This window comes from Streptomyces sp. NPDC026417 (genome assembly GCF_055567695.1).
This window is the reverse complement of sequence record NZ_JBVHPY010000006.1, coordinates 142,268-160,587: the sequence shown is the minus strand read 5'-3', so window position 1 is coordinate 160,587 and position 18,320 is coordinate 142,268. Positions and strand designations below refer to the sequence as shown.

Here is an 18,320-nt window from a genome sequence, read left to right as displayed (position 1 = left end):
GTCGGCCATGCCCATCGCGACGGTGAACCCGGCGAACGGCGAGACGCTCAAGACGTACGACGCCCTCGGCGCCGAGGAGATCGAGCGCAGGCTCGCCACCGCCGCGGCCACGTTCGGCACCTACCGCACCACCCCCTTCGCCGAGCGCGCCCGGTTGCTGCACCGGGCCGCCGACCTCCTGGACGAGGACCAGGAGGACATCGCGCAGGTGATGACCACCGAGATGGGCAAGCCGGTCAAGCAGGCCCGCGCCGAGGCGGCCAAGTGCGCCAAGGCGATGCGCTGGTACGCCGACCACGCCGAGGAGTACCTCGCCGACGAGGAGCCCGAGCAGTCGGCGGCGCGCGACTCCGGCGCCTCCCGGGTGATCGTCCGCTACCGGCCGCTCGGCCCGGTGCTGGCCGTCATGCCCTGGAACTTCCCGCTGTGGCAGGTGGTCCGGTTCGCCGCCCCCGCGCTCATGGCGGGCAACGTGGGCCTGCTCAAGCACGCCTCCAACGTGCCGCAGACGGCCCTGTACCTGGAGGACCTGTTCCGCCGGGCGGGCTTCCCCGACGGCTGCTTCCAGACGCTGCTGATCGGCTCCGGCGCGGTCGAGGACATCCTGCGCGACCCGCGGGTCAAGGCGGCCACCCTCACCGGGAGCGAGCCGGCCGGCCGCGCGGTCGCCGCCGTCGCCGGGGACGAGATCAAGAAGACGGTCCTGGAGCTGGGCGGCAGCGACCCGTACGTGGTCATGCCGTCGGCCGACCTCGATCGGGCCGCGAAGACCGCGGTCACGGCCCGTGTGCAGAACAACGGGCAGTCGTGCATCGCCGCCAAGCGGTTCATCGTGCACACGGACGTCTTCGACGCCTTCGCCGAACGGTTCACGGCGGCGATGAGGGAACTCGCCGTCGGTGACCCGTCGGACGAGGGGACGGACGTCGGTCCGCTCGCGACCGAACAGGGCCGCGACGACCTGGAGGAGCTCGTCGACGACGCGGTGGAGAGCGGTGCGACCGTCCTGTGCGGGGGCGAACGCCCCGACGGGCCCGGCTGGTACTACGCGCCGACCGTCCTGGCCGACATCACCCCCGAGATGCGCATCCATCACGAGGAGGCCTTCGGTCCGGTGGCCACCCTCTACCGTGCCGCCGACCTCGACGAGGCGGTCGCGATCGCCAACGACAGCCCGTTCGGACTCAGTTCGAACGTCTGGACGCGCGACGAGGCCGAGGTGGACCGGTTCGTGCGTGATCTGGAGGCGGGCGGCGTGTTCGTCAACGGGATGACGGCCTCCCATCCGGCCTTCCCGTTCGGCGGGGTCAAGCGGTCCGGATACGGGCGTGAGCTGTCCGGGCACGGAATCCGAGAGTTCTGCAACATCACCACGGTGTGGCACGGAGCGTGAGCGTCCGGCAGCTACGATCCCCCCTGTGAACCGCGAAGTGACCCTCCCCCTGATCGTCGACGACCGCGGCACGCTGCAGGTGTCGGCAGCCGACGTCAGCAAACTGCTGCGCACCGTGGGCGGCCGGTGGCTGCATCTGGTGGAGGCCGGCCAGGACGGGCTCGACGAGGACACCGTCGCGACCCTCACCATCGAACTGGCCAAGCTCGCCGACCGGATCGACGTGGCCTGCATCGCCCACAGCAGCGGCACGTCCGCGGACTGACGGCGCGCCGGCCCCCCGCCGCCCCGTCGCCCGGCCCGCGGCCGGGCCGGCGGTCCGGGGCCGGGGTCAGCCCGTGCGCTGGTCGAGCTCCCACAGGGCGTGCCAGAACCGGCCCTCGTAGCCCTGCAGGAGCCGGCCGTGCCGAAACACCGTGTCCTCGTCGATCCGCCCGGCGTCCAGCCCCTCCTGGACGGCGGCCAGCGTCCGCCGCTCCAGCTCGGGGGCGGGGCCGGCGAAGAGGTCGAAGAAGCCGCAGGCCTCCTCGTCGAAGTCGTAGTGGCGGCGCAGGGCCTCCGCGATCGCCGCGCAACAGCTCCCCCACGCCGCGAAGTTCGCGCTGAGCACCGGCACGACCTCGGCCGGTGCGCCGTTCAGGGCCAGCCAGGCGACGTACGCGGGATAGGTGTGGCAGTCCGCGAGCGGCTCGTGTCCGGCCGCCCCGACCTCGTCCGCCCCGCACGCCGCGGCGTACGCGCCGAGCCGCTCCCGGGCCACGGCCTCGCCCTCCGCGAGCAGGTCGAAGAAGGCGGCGCTCGCCGGTTCGGCGGCCGACCGCTCGGCCAGATGCAGGAACGCCCGCCGGTCCGCGGCGATCACGTGACGCTGTTCCGCGGCGAGCGCGGCCAGGGTGGAACGCCGGGCCGCACCCCGGGCGATCAGCGGCAGGAGCCGGTTGGCGTGCGGGTCGGGGGCAAGCTCCGCGGTCGTCCGTGCCAGCAGTTCTCCGGCGGTCCGCGCCATCGCGCACTCCTTCGGTTCGCCTGTTGCGGGGCCCCCGGGTCCAGACTGCCACGCCGTCGGCGGGTCCCCGGTCCGGCGTACTCCGGCGCGATATCCCGCGGCCCTCGGGCCATCGTGGGGACACCACCCTTCCGTGGCGAACCGTGCTGCCGCCGGGGACGACGGGTCCTCGGCAGCGGGAGCAGGCGCATCCCCGGCGCCTCGGCACCGCGGAGACGCCCCGGGGACGCCCGCAGGACGCCGCCCACGACATGACGAGGACGGGATGACGGAACAGACGATCACCGGGGTCGTGCCGCCCGTTCGGCACTGGCCCGCACTCCCCCTCAACGGTGTGGAGTTCGACCCCCTCCTGGCCGAGCTGATGCGCGAGGGCCCCGTGAACCGCATCCAGCTGCCGAACGGCGAGGGCTGGGCCTGGCTGGTGACGCGCCACGACGACGTGCGCATGGTCACCGAAGACCCGCGCTTCAGCCGGGAGGCGATCAGGGGGCGGCAGATCACCCGCCTCGCCCCGCACGTCATCCCGGCGGACGGTGCCGTGAGCTTCGCCGATCCGCCCGACCACGCCCGGCTGCGCCGTTCGGTGGGCCCGGCCTTCACCGCCCGCGGCGTGGAACGGCTGCGCGCCGGCGCCCGCCGCACGCTCGGTGAACTGGTCGAGGAGATGGTTCGGAACGGGCCGCCCGCGGACCTCACCGAGGCGGTCCTGAGCCCCTTCGCCGGCGCGGTCGTCTGCGACCTGACGGGGGTTCCCGCCGCCGACCGGCAGCCCCTGCACACCTGGACCCGGCTGATCCTGTCCTCCTCCCACGGCGCCGAGGCCGGCCGGCGGGCCAAGGACGAGATGAGCGCCTGCTTCGCCGGGCTCATCGGCGAACGGCGCGGGAGTGCCGACGACGACGTCTCCTCGCTCCTGGGCACCGCGGTGGGCCGCGACGAGCTGACCCTGGAGGAGGCCGTCGGGCTCGCCGTGCTCATCCAGCTCGGCGGCGCGGCGGTCGCCCACAACAGCGGACAGATGCTCTACGTCCTGCTGACCCGCCCCGACCTGTACGAGCAGGTCCGCGCCGATCCGGCGATCCGGCCCGCGGCCGTCGACGAGCTGCTCCGTCACATCCCGCACCGCAGCGCGGTGGGGCTGCCCCGCATCGCCCTGGAGGACGTGGAGATCAGGGGCGTACGCATCCGGGAGGGCGAGGCGGTCTACGTGTCGTACCTGGCGGCCAACCGGGACCCGGACATCTTCCCCGACCCGGAGCGGATCGACTTCTCCCGCAGCCCGAACCCTCATGTGTCCTTCGGGTTCGGGCCGCACCAGTGCGTGGGCGCGACGCTCGCCCGGCTGGAGTCCGAGCTGCTGGTCGACGCGCTGGTGGACGGGGTCCCCGGACTGCGGCTGGCGGTCCCCGCGGACAAGGTGCCCTTCCGGCGCGGCGCGCTGATCCGGGGTCCGGAGGCCCTGCCCGTCACCTGGCGAGCGGCCCGTGAGGGCGCTCGCCCCGCGGGCCGCTAGCGGATCGGCATCCCCGACAGGGTGCGGGCGATCACCAGGCGCTGGATCTCGCTCGTGCCCTCGAAGATGGTGTAGATCGCGGCGTCCCGGTGCATCCGCTCCACCGGGTACTCACGGGTGAAGCCGTTGCCGCCGAGGATCTGCACCGCCTGGGCGGTGACCTTCTTGGCGGTCTCGCTGGCGAAGAGCTTCGACATGGAGCCCTCGGCGGCGGTGAACGGCTTGCCGTTGACCGCCATCCAGGAGGCCCGCCAGACCAGCAGCCGGGCCGCGTCGATCGAGGTGCGCATGTCGGCGAGCTGGAACGCGATGCCCTGGTTGTCGATGATCGGGCGGCCGAACTGCTCGCGCGTCTTCGCGTACTCCAGCGCCTCCTCGTACGCGGCGCGGGCGGTGCCGACCGCCATGGCGCCGACGGCCGGGCGGGAGGCCTCGAAGGTCGCCATCGCCGCGTTCTTCACGCGCTCGCCGCCCTTCTTCGCGCGCTCGCGGGCGCGGGCGAAGCGCTCGTCGAGCTTCTCCCTGCCGCCGAGCAGGCAGGAGCCGGGGACGCGGACGTTCTCCAGGACGACCTCGGCGGTGTGCGAGGCGCGGATGCCGTGCTTCTTGAACTTCTGGCCCTGGGAGAGGCCCGGCGTGTTCGGCGGGACGATGAAGGAGGCGTGGCCCTTGGAGCCGAGCTCGGGGTCGACGACCGCCACCACGACGTGGACGTTGGCGATGCCGCCGTTGGTCGCCCAGGTCTTGGTGCCGTTGAGGACCCACTCGTCCTTGGCCTCGTCGTAGACGGCGCGGGTGCGCATGGAGGCGACGTCGGAGCCGGCGTCGGGCTCGGAGGAGCAGAAGGCCGCCACCTTGACATCGTTGGCATCGCCGTACATCTGGGGGATCCAGGTACCGATCTGCTCCTCGGTGCCGTTGGCGAGGACGCCCACGGCGGCGAGGCCGGTGCCGACGATGGACAGGGCGATGCCCGCGTCGCCCCAGAACAGCTCCTCCATGGCCATGGGGATGCCGAGGCCGGTGGCGTCGAAGTACTGCTGCGCGTAGAAGTCCAGGGAGTAGATCCCGACCTTCGCCGCCTCCTGGATGACCGGCCACGGCGTCTCTTCACGCTCGTCCCATTCGGCGGCCGCGGGGCGGATCACGTCGGCTGCGAAGCCGTGCAGCCAGTCCCGGACCTCCTTCTGTTCGTCGTTGAGCTCCATGGTGAACTCGGCCATGACCCCTCCAGCGGTGCAATCGCACGTTACTTGCGGTAACGGGAGTCTGTTACCGGCCGGTAGGAAAAGTCAACTCCCGGATCCTGGTCGGCAGCCCGTTCGATACCACGATGCCTGTGAGTGTTAGTTTGCGCAGGCGTCACCGAATCAGCATGGGTGGGGAGAGCACATGGAGACCACGCAGCGGACCGATCAGCAGAGGTCCGCCGACCGCCGCCGGCGCGAGCTGCTGGAAGCCGCCGACCGGGTGGTGCTCCGCGACGGCCCCGGCGCCTCGATGAACGCCATCGCGGCGGAGGCGGGCATCACGAAGCCCATCCTGTACCGCCACTTCGGCGACAAGGGCGGACTCTACGCAGCCCTGGCCAAGCGGCACACGGACGCGCTCCTCGAGGCGCTGCGGGCCGCGCTGGACGCTCCGGCCGACCGGCGGGAGCGAGTGGAGAAGACGCTGGACACCTATCTGGCGGCCATCGAGGCCCGCCCGCAGGTGTACCGCTTCCTGATGCATCCGGCGGAGGCCGGCCAGCCGGGCGACCAGGGCTTCGACGTCGGCCTGCACTCCGCCCCCCTGCTGCGCCGCATGGGCGAGGAACTCGCCGAGGTCATAGAGGAACGCGTCGACCTCGGCCCCGGCAGCCAGCAGCTGGCGCGGGTCTGGGGACACGGCATCGTCGGCATGATGCACGCGGCCGGCGACTGGTGGCTCGGCGAACGGCCGTGCCCGCGGGCCGAGTTGGTGCGGAGCCTCGCCGACCTGCTGTGGGGCCGGCTGGCGGCGGCGGGCGACAAGGCGGGCGGGCCCGGCTTCTGACCGCGCGTCGGCCCGGCGCCCGGGAGTCAGCGGGCCCAGGACGCCCGCGCCGCCCGGCGCAGCACCCGGCGGCGCCGCCACCCCGCGACCCGGTCCGGGTACACCAGGCCGTCGAGGTGATCGCACTCGTGCTGAAGGCACCGGGCGAACCAGCCGGTGCCGTGCACCCGCACGGGCTCCCCGGTCACCGTGAGCCCTTCGACGACCGCGTGGTCGTACCGCTCGGTGCCCGCCTCCAGGCCCGGCAGCGACAGGCAGCCCTCCGGACCGCGCAGCACCACGCCGTCCGCCGTGACCAGCCGCGGGTTCACCACATGTCCCAGATGTCGGACGTCCTCGTCGTCGGGACAGTCGTACACGAAGACCCGCAGCGGTTCGCCGATCTGGTTCGCCGCCAGCCCGACACCCTGGGCGGCGTACATCGTCGCGAACATGTCCTCGACCAGCCCGGCCAGTTGGGGACCGAAGTCCGTGACGTCCTCGCAGGGTCCGTGCAGGACGGGATCGCCGAGCAGGGTGAGGGGCCGGACTCGCCCTCGGGCGCCCGGGATGGAGCCTTGTCGCATGGCGGCAAGGGTACGGTCCTCAATGTCGCGCGAATGTCGCGCGGGCACCGTCACGGTGCCGCGATTCGGGCACGTGAGTGGATCTCGATAGGCTGAGGCCCACACGGTGCCGGGGGCAGAGGCGCGGCGCGTACGCAAGGAGGATCGAGAACGATGTCAGGCAACTCGGACCCGCTGACGCCGCGGGCCAAGCTGGCCGTCACGGCGGGCAAGGCGGCCGCGGCTGTCTCGCGAGCCGCGGGACGCGGCAGCGGATCGGTGATCGGCGGCCGGGTGGCACTCAGGCTCGATCCCGACCTGCTGGCCCGGCTCGCCACACACCTGGACGTCATCCTGGTGTCGGCCACCAACGGCAAAACAACCACCACACGGCTGATCGCCGAGGCGCTGCGCGCCGCGGGCCCGGTCGTGTCCAACGCCCTGGGCGCGAACATGCCCGCCGGCATCACCTCGGCCCTGGCCGGCGGGTCCGACGCCAAGTTCGCGGTCATCGAGGTCGACGAGAAGTACCTGGCCGGCGTCGCCCGCGACACCGACCCGAAGGCCATCGCGCTGCTCAACCTCTCGCGCGACCAGCTCGACCGCGCCGCCGAGACCCGCATGCTCGCCGAGCACTGGCGGGAGGGCCTGGCCGGCACCAAGTCCGTCGTCGTCGCCAACGCCGACGACCCGCTGGTCGTCTGGGCCGCCTCCTCCTCGCCGAACGTGGTGTGGGTGGCCGCGGGCCAGATGTGGAAGGACGACGCCTGGTCCTGCCCGTCCTGCGGCGGTGTGATGCAGCGCCCCGGCGACGACTGGTTCTGCGGGGAGTGCGGTTTCCGCCGCCCCACGCCCAGTTGGGCGCTCTCCGGCGACTACGTCCTCGACCCGCACGGCTCCAGCTGGCCGATCCACCTCCAGCTGCCCGGCCGCGCCAACAAGGCGAACGCCGCCTCCTCGGCCGCCGTCGCCGCCGTGTTCGGCGTGCCGCCCCAGGTCGCCCTGGAGCGCATGTACCAGGTGCAGGCGGTGGCCGGACGCTACGACGTCGTGCAGTTCATGCAGCGCGACCTGCGGCTGCTGCTCGCCAAGAACCCCGCGGGCTGGCTGGAGACGTTCTCGCTGATCGACCCGCCGCCGACCCCGGTCATCCTGTCGGTGAACGCGCGCGGTGCCGACGGCACCGACACCTCCTGGCTGTGGGACGTGGACTACACGCGGCTCACCGGCCACCCGATCTTCGTGATCGGCGACCGGAAGCTGGACCTCGCGGTGCGTCTGGAGGTCGCCAACCAGCACTTCCAGGTCTGCGAGAACCTCGACGAGGCCGTCGCCGCGGCGCCGCCCGGGCGGATCGAGGTCATCGCGAACTACACCGCGTTCCAGGACCTGCGCCGCCGCGTCGGAAACTGACCCAAGAGGATGACCATGACTGACAACCAACTGCGGCTGGTGTGGATCTACCCGGACCTGCTCAGCACCTACGGCGACCAGGGCAACGCCCTCGTCGTCGAGCGCCGGGCCCGTCAGCGCGGCCTCGACGTGGCCCGCCTGGACGTGCGCAGCGACCAGCCGATCCCGACCTCGGGCGACATCTACCTGATCGGCGGCGGCGAGGACCGGCCCCAGCGGCTCGCCGCCGAGCGGCTGCGGCGCGACGGCGGTCTGCACCGCGCGGTCGGCAACGGGGCGATCGTCTTCTCCGTCTGCGCGGGCTACCAGATCCTCGGGCACGAGTTCATCAACGACCTCGGCCAGCGCGAGCCCGGCCTCGGCCTGCTCGACGTGGTCTCCACCCGCGGCGAGGGCGAGCGGTGCGTCGGCGACGTGCTCGGCGACATCGACGCGCGTCTCGGCCTGCCGCCGCTGACCGGGTTCGAGAACCACCAGGGCATCACCCACCTCGGCCCCACCGCCCGCCCGTTCGCGAACGTGCGGCTCGGCAAGGGCAACGGCACCGGCGACGGCACCGAGGGCGCGTACAACGACACCGTCTTCGGCACCTACATGCACGGTCCCGTGCTGGCCCGCAACCCGCTGATCGCCGACCTGCTGCTGAAGCTGGCGCTCGACGTCAACGCGCTGCCGCCGATCGACGACCGGTGGTACGAGGCGCTGCGCTCCGAGCGGATCGCAGCGGCTCAGCAGCCCGCCTGAGGCACGGCGCCCGTCCGCCCGCGGCCCCCGAGAAACGGTTCGGCAGAGCCCGTCTGACAAGGGTTCCGCTCACCTGTGCGAGGGCGTCCAGCAGGCGGACGCCCGGTGCGGCCCCGCCCCCTCCCGCCGGTAGGGTGGCGGGGATCCAGCCGGACAGCGTGGTCCGGTCCCCGGCCCACGTGGAGAAGGTATTTCGGGCTATGCGCATTGGTGTCCTCACCTCCGGCGGCGACTGCCCCGGCCTGAACGCCGTCATCCGGTCCGTCGTGCACCGTGCCGTCGTCGACCACGGCGACGAGGTCATCGGCTTCCGGGACGGCTGGAAGGGCCTTCTGGAGTGCGACTACCTCAAGCTCGACCTCGACGCGGTGAGCGGCATTCTCGCTCGCGGCGGCACCATGCTCGGTTCCTCCCGGGTCCAGCCGGCGCACCTGCGTGACGGCGTCGAGCGCGCCAGGGGCCACGTCGCGGAGCTCGGTCTCGACGCGATCATCCCGATCGGCGGGGAAGGCACTCTCAAGGCCGCCCGCCTGCTGTCGGACAGCGGTCTGCCCATCGTCGGCGTTCCGAAGACCATCGACAACGACATCGCCGTCACGGACGTGACCTTCGGCTTCGACACGGCCGTCGGCGTCGCGACCGAGGCGCTGGACCGGCTGAAGACCACCGCCGAGTCCCACCAGCGCGTGCTGATCGTGGAGGTCATGGGCCGCCACACCGGCTGGATCGCGCTGCACTCCGGCATGGCGGCCGGCGCCCACGCCATCGTCGTCCCGGAGCGGCCCTTCGACATCGAGGAGCTGGCCGCCAAGGTCGGCGAGCGCTTCGAGGCGGGCAAGCGGTTCGCCATCGTCGTCGCCGCCGAGGGCGCCAAGCCCCGCGAGGGCACGATGAGCTTCGACGAGGGCGGCAAGGACATCTACGGGCACGAGCGGTTCGCCGGCATCGCCCGCCAGCTCTCCCTGGAGCTGGAGGAGCGCCTCGGCAAGGAGGCCCGTCCGGTGATCCTCGGGCACGTCCAGCGCGGCGGCACCCCGACGGCGTACGACCGGGTCCTGGCCACCCGGTTCGGCTGGCACGCGGTGGAGGCCGTGCACCGCGGCGAGTTCGGCCGGATGACCGCGCTGCGGGGCACCGACATCGTGATGGTGCCCCTCGCGGACGCCGTGGAGACGCTGAAGACGGTGCCGGACGAGCGGTACGCCGAGGCGGAAGTGGTCCTCTAGTCCGCCGGGCACCCCGGTTCCGCCACGCTGGTTCGAAGTCCTGCCCCCGGTCGCAGCCGCGACCGGGGGCAGTTCTACTCTGGTGCGGACACACAGCGCACAAACCTCCCCCAGTGCCGTAAAAGGGCCGGGGAGGCCCCCCACGAAACAGGAGCCGGCGGATGGACCACAGCGGGCACGGCATGACCACGGATCTGCCGCCGTTCACGCTGGGACGAGGGCTCCAGTGGTCCACGGACCCCTTCTTCCTCGTCGCCTGCCTGGTGGGGCTCGGTCTGTACGGCTGGGGTGTGGTGCGTCTCGCGCGGCGCGGGGACGCCTGGTCGGCCGGGCGCACCGCGTCCTTCGTCGTCGGCGTGCTGACCGTCCTGCTCATGATGTGCACCCGGCTGAACGACTACGGCATGGTCATGTTCAGCGTGCACATGGTGCAGCACATGGTGATCAGCATGCTCTCGCCGATCCTGATCCTGCTCGGGGCGCCGATCACCCTGGCGCTGCGCGCACTGCCGGTGGCCGCCACCCGGGGGCGGAAGGGCCCGCGCGAACTGCTGCTGATGTTCCTGCACAGCCGCTACATGCGGATCGTCACGCACCCGGCGTTCACGATCCCGCTGTTCATCGCGAGCCTCTACGCCCTGTATTTCTCGCCGATCTTCGACTTCCTGATGGGTTCCAGGACCGGCCACATCGCCATGATGTGCCATTTCCTCGCCGTCGGCCTGGTCTTCTTCTGGCCGATCATGGGTGTCGACCCCGGCCCGCACCGGCCCGGCTATCTGATGCGGATGCTGGAGCTGTTCGCGGGCATGCCGTTCCACGCGTTCTTCGGCATCGCGCTGATGATGGCGTCGGCGCCGATGGTGCAGACGTACGAGAACCCGCCCGCCTCACTCGGCATCGACGCGCTGGCGGACCAGAACGCGGCGGGCGGCATCGCCTGGGCGTTCAGCGAGATCCCCTCGGTGCTGGTGCTGCTGGCGCTGCTCTTCCAGTGGTACGGCTCCGAGCAGCGGCAGGCCCGCCGCACCGACCGGGCAGCCGACCGGGACGGCGACAAGGAGCTGGAGGCGTACAACGCCTACCTCGCGTCCCTGGACGCCCGCGGCCGCTGATCGAGCCCGCGCGTCCCCGCCGCCCGCGGGTGTGGATCAAGCCCCTCTCGTCCCAGGTGGACCGTTCCGAGGCGGATCGGGGCACCATGGAGGTGGACGAACCATGAGGAGGGTGTTGCGATGCCCGGTTCCACGAAGACGATGGGGGTGCTCACCATAGGTGGGCTCGTCGCGGTGACGGCCTACACGGTGGCCCTGGGAAGTAACGGCTGGCTGTGGTTCGGCTGGGTCGTGCTCGGTCTGATCACGCTGGGCATGGTGGCCTCTCGCGCCACCTGACGCTTCTTCCCCGGGGCGGCAGCCGGTCGCCCCGGGAGTTCAGGCCCGGGGCAGCCGTCCCGCCGAGTGCACGCCCGGCTGGTACTTCGGCAGCCGGGCCGTGATCCTCATGCCCGCCCCCACCGCGGTCTCGATGACGAGCCCGTGGTCGTCCCCGTACACCTGGCGCAGCCGCTCGTCGACGTTCGAGAGGCCGATGCCGCCCGACGGGCTGTCCTCACCGGCGAGGATGCGGCGCAGCAGCGCGGGGTCCATGCCGGCGCCGTCGTCCTCGATGACGACCAGCGCCTCGGCGCCGGCGTCCTGCGCGGTGATGCTGATGTGGCTCTTGTCGGTCCTGCCCTCCAGGCCGTGCTTGACGGCGTTCTCCACCAGTGGCTGGAGACAGAGGAAGGGCAGTGCGACCGGCAGCACCTCGGGGGCGATCTGCAGGGTGACCGAGAGGCGGTCGCCGAAGCGGGCGCGAACCAGGGCCAGGTAGTGGTCGATGGCGTGCAGCTCGTCGGCGAGGGTGGTGAAGTCGCCGTGCCTGCGGAACGAGTAGCGGGTGAAGTCCGCGAACTCCAGGAGGAGCTCGCGGGCGCGCTCGGGGTCGGTGCGCACGAACGAGGCGATCACCGCGAGCGAGTTGAAGATGAAGTGCGGGGATATCTGCGCACGCAGCGCCTTGATCTCCGCCTCGATGAGGCGGGTGCGGGACTGGTCCAGGTCGGCGAGTTCGAGCTGGACCGAGACCCAGCGGGCGACCTCGCCCGCGGCCCGGACGAGGACGGCGGACTCGCGGGGCGCGCAGGCCACGAGGGCGCCGTGCACCCGGTCGTCGACGGTGAGCGGGGCCACGACGGCCCAGCGGAGCGGGCAGTCGGGGGTCTCGCAGGTCAGCCGGAAGGCCTCGCCGCGTCCCGAGTCCAGTGGTCCGGTGAGCCGTTCCATGATCCCGGCGCGATGGTGCTCCCCCACTCCGTCCCAGGCGAGGACCGCCTCCTGGTCGGTGAGGCAGAGCGCGTCCGTGCCCAGCAGGGTGCGCAGCCGGCGGGCGGACCTGCGGGCGGTCTCCTCGGTGAGACCGGCGCGCAGCGGGGGCGCGGCGAGCGAGGCGGTGTGCAGGGTCTGGAAGGTGGCGTGCTCGACGGGGGTGCCGAGGCCGCCGAGCGCGGTGGGCCGGGAGGTGCGCCGGCCGAGCCAGAAACCCGCGGCCAGCAGCGGGAGGACGGCGACGCACAGTCCGGCGAGGAACCCGCTCACCCCCGCACCCCCTCGGTGGCGTTCGGCCACCCCGTCCCCGGTGTGCTGCTCATGCCTCGGCCTCCCTCGGCTGCGGTGCGGTGGTCCGCATCGGTTCGTCGGACAGTTCCTCCGGGAGGTGGAACCGGGCCAGGATCGTCGCGGTCCCGGCGGGCACCCGGCCGGGCGTGGCCAGCGAGACCAGCACCATCGTGAGGAAGCCGAGCGGTACGGACCACAGGGCGGGCCAGGCGAGCAGGGCGTGCAGGGTGCCGGTGCCCGGGTAGCCGGCCATGGTCGCGGCCACCGCGACGAAGGCCGCTCCGCCGCCGACCAGCATCCCGGCCGCCGCGCCGGGCGGGGTCAGCCGCCGCCACCAGATGCCGAGGACGAGCAGCGGGCAGAACGACGACGCGGACACGGCGAAGGCGAGACCCACCGCGTCGGCGACCGGCAGTCCGCCGACCAGCATGCTGGCCGCCAGGGGTACGGCCATCGCCAGCACCGTCCCGAGGCGGAAGTGCCGTACGCCGCGGGCGGGCAGCACGTCCTGGGTGAGGACGCCCGCCACCGCCATGGTCAGCCCGGACGCCGTCGACAGGAACGCCGCGAAGGCGCCGCCCGCCACCAGCGCCCCGAGCAGGTCGCCGCCGAGGCCGCCGATCATGCGGTCGGGCAGCAGCAGAACCGCGGCGTCGGCGTCCCCGGTGACGGTGAGCTCAGGGGCGTACAGCCTGCCCAGCGCCCCGTAGACCGGCGGCAGGAGGTAGAAGGCGCCGATGAGCCCGAGCACCGCGACGGTGGTGCGGCGGGCGGCGACGCCGTGCGGGCTGGTGTAGAAGCGGACGACGACGTGCGGGAGTCCCATCGTGCCGAGGAAGGTGGCGAGGATGAGTCCGTAGGTGGCGTAGAGGGGGCGTTCCTCGCGTCCCGGGGCCAGCGAGGTCGACATGCCGCCGTTTCCGGCGCGGTCGGCGGCGGGGACCGGGGCGCCCTCGGGGAAGGCCAGCCGGGTCCCGCCGGAGATGTGGTGGACTCCGGCCGGCAGCCGCAGCCGCTCCCGCGTGTGCCGGCGGCCGTCGACGGCGCCGCTGACGGTGACGCTCAGCGGCTCGGCCAGTTCCAGGTCGAGGCTGTCGTCGACGTGGACGACCCGCTGTTCACGGAAGGCGGCCGGTTCCCCGAAGGCGTGGCGCGGGGCGCCGTCGCCCTGCCAGGCGAGGACCAGGAACAGGGCGGGAACCAGCAGCGCGGTGAGCTTCAGCCAGTACTGGAAGGCCTGGACGAAGGTGATGCTGCGCATGCCGCCCGCGGCGACCGTGGCGACCACGACGAGCGCGACCAGCAGCCCGCCGAACCGGTCGGGCGCGTCGGTGAGCACGGCCAGGGTGAGGCCGGCCCCCTGCAACTGGGGCAGCAGGTACAGCCAGCCGACGCCCACGACGAACGCGCCGGCCAGCCGCCGCACCGCCTGCGAGGCGAGCCGCGCCTCCGCGAAGTCGGGCAGTGTGTACGCCCCGGACCGGCGCAGCGGGGCGGCCACGAACAGGAGCAGGACGAGGTAGCCCGCGGTGTAGCCGACGGGGTACCAGAGCATGTCGGGGCCCTGGACCAGGACGAGTCCGGCGATGCCGAGGAAGGAGGCGGCGGACAGGTACTCGCCGCTGATGGCCGCGGCGTTCAGGCGCGGGCCCACGGTGCGGGAGGCGACGTAGAAGTCGGAGGTGGTCCGGGAGATGCGCAGCCCGAACGCGCCGACCAGGACGGTCGCGAGGACCACCAGGGCGACCGCGGAGACGGCGTAGCTCTGGTTCACCGTGCCCGGCCCGGGTCCGTCGGGAGGGCCACCTCAGCGGTCCTCGACGAGGCGCACGAAGTCTTTCTCGTTGCGTTCCGCGCGGCGCACGTACCAGCGGCCCAGCAGGACCAGCGGCGGGTAGAGGCAGAAACCGAGCACCGCCCACTCCGGGCCCGCGCCGTCGGGCAGCGCGGCGAAGACGAGGGGCAGGGGTCCGACGAGGAGGACCAGGACCGCGAACACCGCGAGGGCGGCCCGGAGTTGGCTGCGCATGAGGGAGCGGACGTAGGTGTGCCCCAGCGTGGTCTGTTCGTCGATCTCGGTCCTGGGCCGGTAGTAGCCGGACGTCCTGCGGGTGCGCCGGGGCACCCCGGTGACGACGACGCGGCGTTCGGCCGGATCCTGCGGCACGTCTCCCCCCTCAGCCCGTGGTCCGGCGGAGCAGCAGATCGCGCAGCTCGCGGGCGTGGCGGCGGCTCACCTGGAGTTCGACGGCGCCGACCAGGACGCTGACCGTGCCCGCGTCCAGGCGGAGTTCGTCGACGTGGCGGAGCGCGACGAGGTGGCGCCGGTGGATCCGGACGAAGCCGCGCGAGCGCCAGCGCTCCTCCAGGGTGGAGAGCGGGATGCGGACGAGGTGGCTGCCCTGGGCGGTGTGCAGTCGCGCGTAGTCGCCGTGCGCCTCGACGTGGGTGATGTCCTCGACGGCCACGAAGCGGGTGACGCCCCCGAGCTCGACGGATATCTGGTCCGGGTCGGGTTCGTGCACCGGGATCGGCGGCGCGGCGGCGATGAGCTGGACGGCCCGCCTCACGGCCTCCGCGAGCCGCTCCCGGCGCACCGGCTTCAGCACGTAGTCGACGGCCTTGAGGTCGAAGGCCTGGACGGCGAAGCCCTCGTGCGCGGTGACGAACACGACGAGCGGCGGTTTGGCGAACCCGGTGAGCAGCCGGGCCATGTCCAGCCCGTCGAGCCCGGGCATGTGGATGTCGAGGAAGACCACGTCGATCGCCTCCGGTCCGTCGGGACCGGATTCGAGCGCGCGGTTGATGCGGCGCAGCGCCTCGGTCGCCCCGCTCGCGCCCTCGGCACTGCTGACCCGTGGATCGGCGTTCAGCAGGTAGAGCAGCTCCGCGAGGGAGGGTTGTTCGTCGTCGACGGCGAGCGCGCGCAGCATGAAGGTGGAGTGTAAGAGCAATCCGTACGCGTGGACACGTGCGGGTCGCGGACGTTGCCGCCGGACGGGGCGCGGAGGCGGCCGGCAGCCCGCGGTGTCCTCGCGCCGGACCCGGCTCCCGCGTTCCGCTGGATACAGTGCCGCCATGAACAGCAGGCCCGCCATGTTCGACGACCTCGACCGCAAGATCATCACCGCTCTGACGGCGAATGCGCGGGCCACCTTCGCGGAGATCGGCGCGGTGATCGGTCTGTCGGCGACCGCGGTCAAGCGGCGCGTCGACCGGCTCCGCGAGACCGGGGTGATCACCGGGTTCACGGCCACGGTGAAGCCGACGGCCCTCGGCTGGCGCACCGAGGCGTACGTCGAGGTGTACTGCGAGGGCGCGGCCCCGCCCCGGCGGCTGGCCGAGGTGGTCCGCAACCATCCGGAGATCACCGCGGCGATGACCGTGACGGGGGGCGCGGACGCGCTGCTGCACGTGCGGGCCACGGACGTGGAGCACTTCGAGGAGGTACTGGAGCGGATCAGGACCGAGCCGTTCATCCGGAAGACGATCAGCTACATGGTGCTCTCCCACCTGCTGCCGGAGGCCCCGGAGGCGGGAGCGACCCACGCCGCGCCGGACGACGCAGCAAACGTGCGCTGACGGTCCCGATCACGCAGCAATGCTGCGCACACGCGCAGCTCTCCACACTTGTCGCCCGTATCCCCCGATTCCTACCGTGGAAGCATCCTCGTCGACACCGCAGGAAGCGGAGGTACCCCTCTGTGCCCGACAGCCGTGTGCCGCGCCCCCGGCGCTTTCTCGTCTGCGAACCCAGACACTTCGCCGTGCAGTACGCGATCAATCCCTGGATGCACCCCGACCACCATGTCGACGTCGGCCGCGCCCACGCGCAGTGGCTGGAGCTGATCCGCGCCTATCGCGCCCACGGCCACACCGTCGACACCGTCGATCCCGTCTCCGACCTCCCGGACATGGTGTTCGCCGCGAACTGCGCGCTGGTCCTCGCGGGCCGCGTCTTCGGTTCGTACTTCCATGCCCCGCAGCGCCGCGCCGAGTCCCTCGCCTACGAGACGTGGTTCAAGACGGCCGGCTTCGACGTCCACCGGCCCGAGTCGGTGTGCGAGGGCGAGGGCGATCTCGTCCCGGTGGGCAGGTACGTCCTGGCCGGCACCGGTTTCCGCACGACCCGCGAGGCCCATCGCGAGGTGCAGGAGTTCTTCGGCGTCCCGGTGATCAGCCTGCACCTGGTGGACCCGCGCTTCTACCACCTGGACACCGCGCTGTTCGTCCTGGACGACGGCAGCGGCGGCGGCGAGCCGAACATCGCGTACTACCCGGAGGCGTTCTCACCCGGCAGCCGCGAGGTGCTGACGCGGCTCTTCCCGGACGCGGTGATCGCCACCCACGAGGACGCGATGACGTTCGGCCTGAACTCCGTCTCGGACGGCCGCCACGTGTTCATCTCACCGCGCGCGGCGGCTCTCGCCGACCAGCTCGACCGCCACGGTTACGCCCCCGTCCCCGTCGACCTCTCGGAGTTCCACAAGGCCGGCGGCGGCATCAAGTGCTGCACTCAGGAGATCCGCTCATGACCGCTCCCGCCCGTCCGCGCACCTCGGCCGACGTCATCCGCGCCGAGGGTCCCGTCCTCGCGCACAACTACCACCCGCTGCCCGTGGTCGTGGCCCGCGCCGAGGGCACCTGGGTCGAGGACGTCGAGGGCCGCCGCTACCTGGACATGCTGGCCGGCTACTCGGCTCTGAACTTCGGCCACCGGCACCCGGACCTGATCGCGGCCGCGCACCGCCAGCTCGACCGGCTGACCCTCACCTCCCGTGCCTTCCACAACGACCAGCTCGCCAGCTTCGCCGAATCGCTGGCCGAGCTGACCGGCCTCGACATGGTGCTGCCCATGAACACCGGTGCCGAGGCGGTGGAGAGCGCCGTCAAGGTGGCCCGCAAATGGGCGTACGAGGTGAAGGGCGTCCCGGCCGACCGGGCGACGATCGTCGTGGCCGCCGACAACTTCCACGGCCGGACGACCACGATCGTCAGCTTCTCCACCGACGAGACGGCACGCTCCGGCTTCGGACCGTTCACGCCGGGCTTCCGGGTGGTGCCGTACAACGACCTGGCGGCGCTCGAAGCGGCCGTGGACGAGACGACGGCGGCCGTGCTCATCGAACCCATCCAGGGCGAGGCGGGCGTCGTCATCCCCGACGACGGCTACCTGGCCGGCGTGCGCGAGCTGACCCGGCGCACCGGCTGCCTGTTCGTCGCGGACGAGATCCAGTCCGGGCTCGGGCGAACGGGCCGGACCCTGGCCGTCGACCACGAGGACGTCGTGCCGGACATGCTCCTCCTGGGCAAGGCGCTGGGCGGCGGCATCGTGCCGGTCTCCGCGGTGGTCGCGCGCCGCGAGGTGCTCGGGGTGCTGCGGCCCGGCGAGCACGGGTCCACGTTCGGCGGCAACCCGCTGTCGGCCGCGGTCGGCTCGGCCGTCGTGGAGCTGCTGGAGACCGGCGAGTTCCAGCGCCGGGCCGCCGAACTGGGTGTCCTCCTCCGGGGCGGTCTCACGGAGCTCGTGGGCCGGGGCGTCGTCGGTTTCCGGGCGCGTGGGCTGTGGGCGGGCGTGGACATCGACCCCGCCATCGGAACCGGCCGCGAGATCAGCGAACGCCTCGTGCGCGAGGGGATTCTGGTCAAGGACACGCACGGGTCCACCATCCGGCTCGCCCCTCCGCTGACCATCACCGGCGAGGAACTCCGGTCCGCTCTCGGGGCTCTGGAGAAGGTACTGACGCAAGGGGTCTGATACCGGCCAAGTGGCGACTGAG

Annotated in this window: 19 protein-coding genes; 12 read left to right on the top strand and 7 right to left on the bottom strand. The window is 72.4% G+C overall.

Going from position 1 to position 18,320, the window contains the following annotated elements:
* The first annotated feature begins 7 nt into the window (after positions 1-7).
* A complete protein-coding gene (locus tag ACZ4NT_RS12105; protein ID WP_121408511.1) occupies positions 8-1,393 on the top strand; it encodes an NADP-dependent succinic semialdehyde dehydrogenase in 1,386 nt (461 codons plus the stop codon).
* A gap of 25 nt (positions 1,394-1,418) precedes the next feature.
* Positions 1,419-1,658 carry a DUF6213 family protein gene (locus tag ACZ4NT_RS12100; protein WP_121408512.1) on the top strand — a complete coding sequence of 80 codons (240 nt, stop codon included), beginning with the start codon at positions 1,419-1,421 and terminating at the stop codon, positions 1,656-1,658.
* A gap of 66 nt (positions 1,659-1,724) precedes the next feature.
* On the opposite strand, the gene ACZ4NT_RS12095 is transcribed toward ACZ4NT_RS12100, so the two are convergent.
* On the bottom strand, positions 1,725-2,399 hold the full coding sequence (locus ACZ4NT_RS12095; RefSeq protein ID WP_467725006.1) for a transcriptional regulator: 675 nt from the start codon (positions 2,397-2,399) through the stop codon (positions 1,725-1,727).
* Positions 2,400-2,664: 265 nt separating this feature from the next.
* Here ACZ4NT_RS12095 and ACZ4NT_RS12090 point away from each other — a divergent pair, with 265 nt between their 5' ends.
* Positions 2,665-3,915 carry a cytochrome P450 gene (locus ACZ4NT_RS12090; RefSeq protein WP_467725004.1) on the top strand — a complete coding sequence of 417 codons (1,251 nt, stop codon included), beginning with the start codon at positions 2,665-2,667 and terminating at the stop codon, positions 3,913-3,915.
* Here ACZ4NT_RS12090 and ACZ4NT_RS12085 read toward each other — a convergent pair.
* Entirely contained in the window at positions 3,912-5,138 is a 1,227-nt protein-coding gene (locus ACZ4NT_RS12085; RefSeq protein ID WP_467725002.1) for an acyl-CoA dehydrogenase family protein, read from the bottom strand. The genes ACZ4NT_RS12090 and ACZ4NT_RS12085 overlap by 4 nt on opposite strands.
* Before the next feature lie 169 nt (positions 5,139-5,307).
* Between ACZ4NT_RS12085 and ACZ4NT_RS12080 the strand changes: the two genes are divergently transcribed.
* Positions 5,308-5,952: a TetR/AcrR family transcriptional regulator gene (locus tag ACZ4NT_RS12080; protein WP_121408516.1), complete on the top strand. Its 645-nt coding sequence runs from the start codon at positions 5,308-5,310 to the stop codon at positions 5,950-5,952.
* 26 nt (positions 5,953-5,978) lie between these two features.
* On the opposite strand, the gene def is transcribed toward ACZ4NT_RS12080, so the two are convergent.
* Entirely contained in the window at positions 5,979-6,518 is a 540-nt protein-coding gene (gene def / locus ACZ4NT_RS12075; protein ID WP_183117183.1) for a peptide deformylase, read from the bottom strand.
* A 153-nt stretch (positions 6,519-6,671) separates the two neighbouring features.
* On the opposite strand from def, the gene ACZ4NT_RS12070 reads away from it, so the two are divergent.
* From ACZ4NT_RS12070 to ACZ4NT_RS12050, 5 genes are all read left to right on the top strand, one after another.
* A complete protein-coding gene (locus tag ACZ4NT_RS12070) occupies positions 6,672-7,910 on the top strand; it encodes a MurT ligase domain-containing protein (protein ID WP_121408518.1) in 1,239 nt (412 codons plus the stop codon).
* Between the two features lie 15 nt (positions 7,911-7,925).
* Positions 7,926-8,654, top strand: coding sequence for a type 1 glutamine amidotransferase (locus tag ACZ4NT_RS12065; protein ID WP_121408719.1), 729 nt, complete (start codon positions 7,926-7,928; stop codon positions 8,652-8,654).
* A 200-nt stretch (positions 8,655-8,854) separates the two neighbouring features.
* A complete protein-coding gene (locus tag ACZ4NT_RS12060; RefSeq protein ID WP_121408519.1) occupies positions 8,855-9,880 on the top strand; it encodes a 6-phosphofructokinase in 1,026 nt (341 codons plus the stop codon).
* A 161-nt stretch (positions 9,881-10,041) separates the two neighbouring features.
* Positions 10,042-10,995, top strand: a complete 954-nt coding sequence (locus ACZ4NT_RS12055; RefSeq protein WP_467724999.1) for a cytochrome c oxidase assembly protein — start codon at positions 10,042-10,044, stop codon at positions 10,993-10,995.
* A 120-nt stretch (positions 10,996-11,115) separates the two neighbouring features.
* Complete coding sequence (locus ACZ4NT_RS12050; protein WP_121408521.1) at positions 11,116-11,274, top strand: hypothetical protein; 159 nt, start codon at positions 11,116-11,118, stop codon at positions 11,272-11,274.
* A gap of 39 nt (positions 11,275-11,313) precedes the next feature.
* On the opposite strand, the gene ACZ4NT_RS12045 is transcribed toward ACZ4NT_RS12050, so the two are convergent.
* From ACZ4NT_RS12045 to ACZ4NT_RS12030, 4 genes are read right to left on the bottom strand one after another with little or no spacing between them, the layout of a single operon-like run.
* Positions 11,314-12,519 carry a sensor histidine kinase gene (locus ACZ4NT_RS12045; protein ID WP_467724997.1) on the bottom strand — a complete coding sequence of 402 codons (1,206 nt, stop codon included), beginning with the start codon at positions 12,517-12,519 and terminating at the stop codon, positions 11,314-11,316.
* Between the two features lie 49 nt (positions 12,520-12,568).
* Positions 12,569-14,314, bottom strand: a complete 1,746-nt coding sequence (locus ACZ4NT_RS12040) for a sodium/solute symporter (protein WP_121408523.1) — start codon at positions 14,312-14,314, stop codon at positions 12,569-12,571.
* Between the two features lie 33 nt (positions 14,315-14,347).
* Positions 14,348-14,707 carry a hypothetical protein gene (locus ACZ4NT_RS12035; RefSeq protein ID WP_121408524.1) on the bottom strand — a complete coding sequence of 120 codons (360 nt, stop codon included), beginning with the start codon at positions 14,705-14,707 and terminating at the stop codon, positions 14,348-14,350.
* A 10-nt stretch (positions 14,708-14,717) separates the two neighbouring features.
* Positions 14,718-15,473: a LytR/AlgR family response regulator transcription factor gene (locus ACZ4NT_RS12030; RefSeq protein ID WP_467724995.1), complete on the bottom strand. Its 756-nt coding sequence runs from the start codon at positions 15,471-15,473 to the stop codon at positions 14,718-14,720.
* 145 nt (positions 15,474-15,618) lie between these two features.
* Here ACZ4NT_RS12030 and ACZ4NT_RS12025 point away from each other — a divergent pair, with 145 nt between their 5' ends.
* From ACZ4NT_RS12025 to rocD, 3 genes are all read left to right on the top strand, one after another.
* Positions 15,619-16,122, top strand: a complete 504-nt coding sequence (locus ACZ4NT_RS12025; protein WP_121408526.1) for an Lrp/AsnC family transcriptional regulator — start codon at positions 15,619-15,621, stop codon at positions 16,120-16,122.
* A 122-nt stretch (positions 16,123-16,244) separates the two neighbouring features.
* Positions 16,245-17,075 (top strand): dimethylargininase, encoded by an 831-nt coding sequence (gene ddaH / locus ACZ4NT_RS12020; protein ID WP_121408527.1) that lies wholly within the window; start codon positions 16,245-16,247, stop codon positions 17,073-17,075.
* Positions 17,072-18,298 (top strand): ornithine--oxo-acid transaminase, encoded by a 1,227-nt coding sequence (gene rocD / locus ACZ4NT_RS12015; RefSeq protein ID WP_467724992.1) that lies wholly within the window; start codon positions 17,072-17,074, stop codon positions 18,296-18,298. The genes ddaH and rocD overlap by 4 nt, the downstream gene beginning before the upstream one ends.
* The last annotated feature ends 22 nt before the right edge of the window (positions 18,299-18,320 follow it).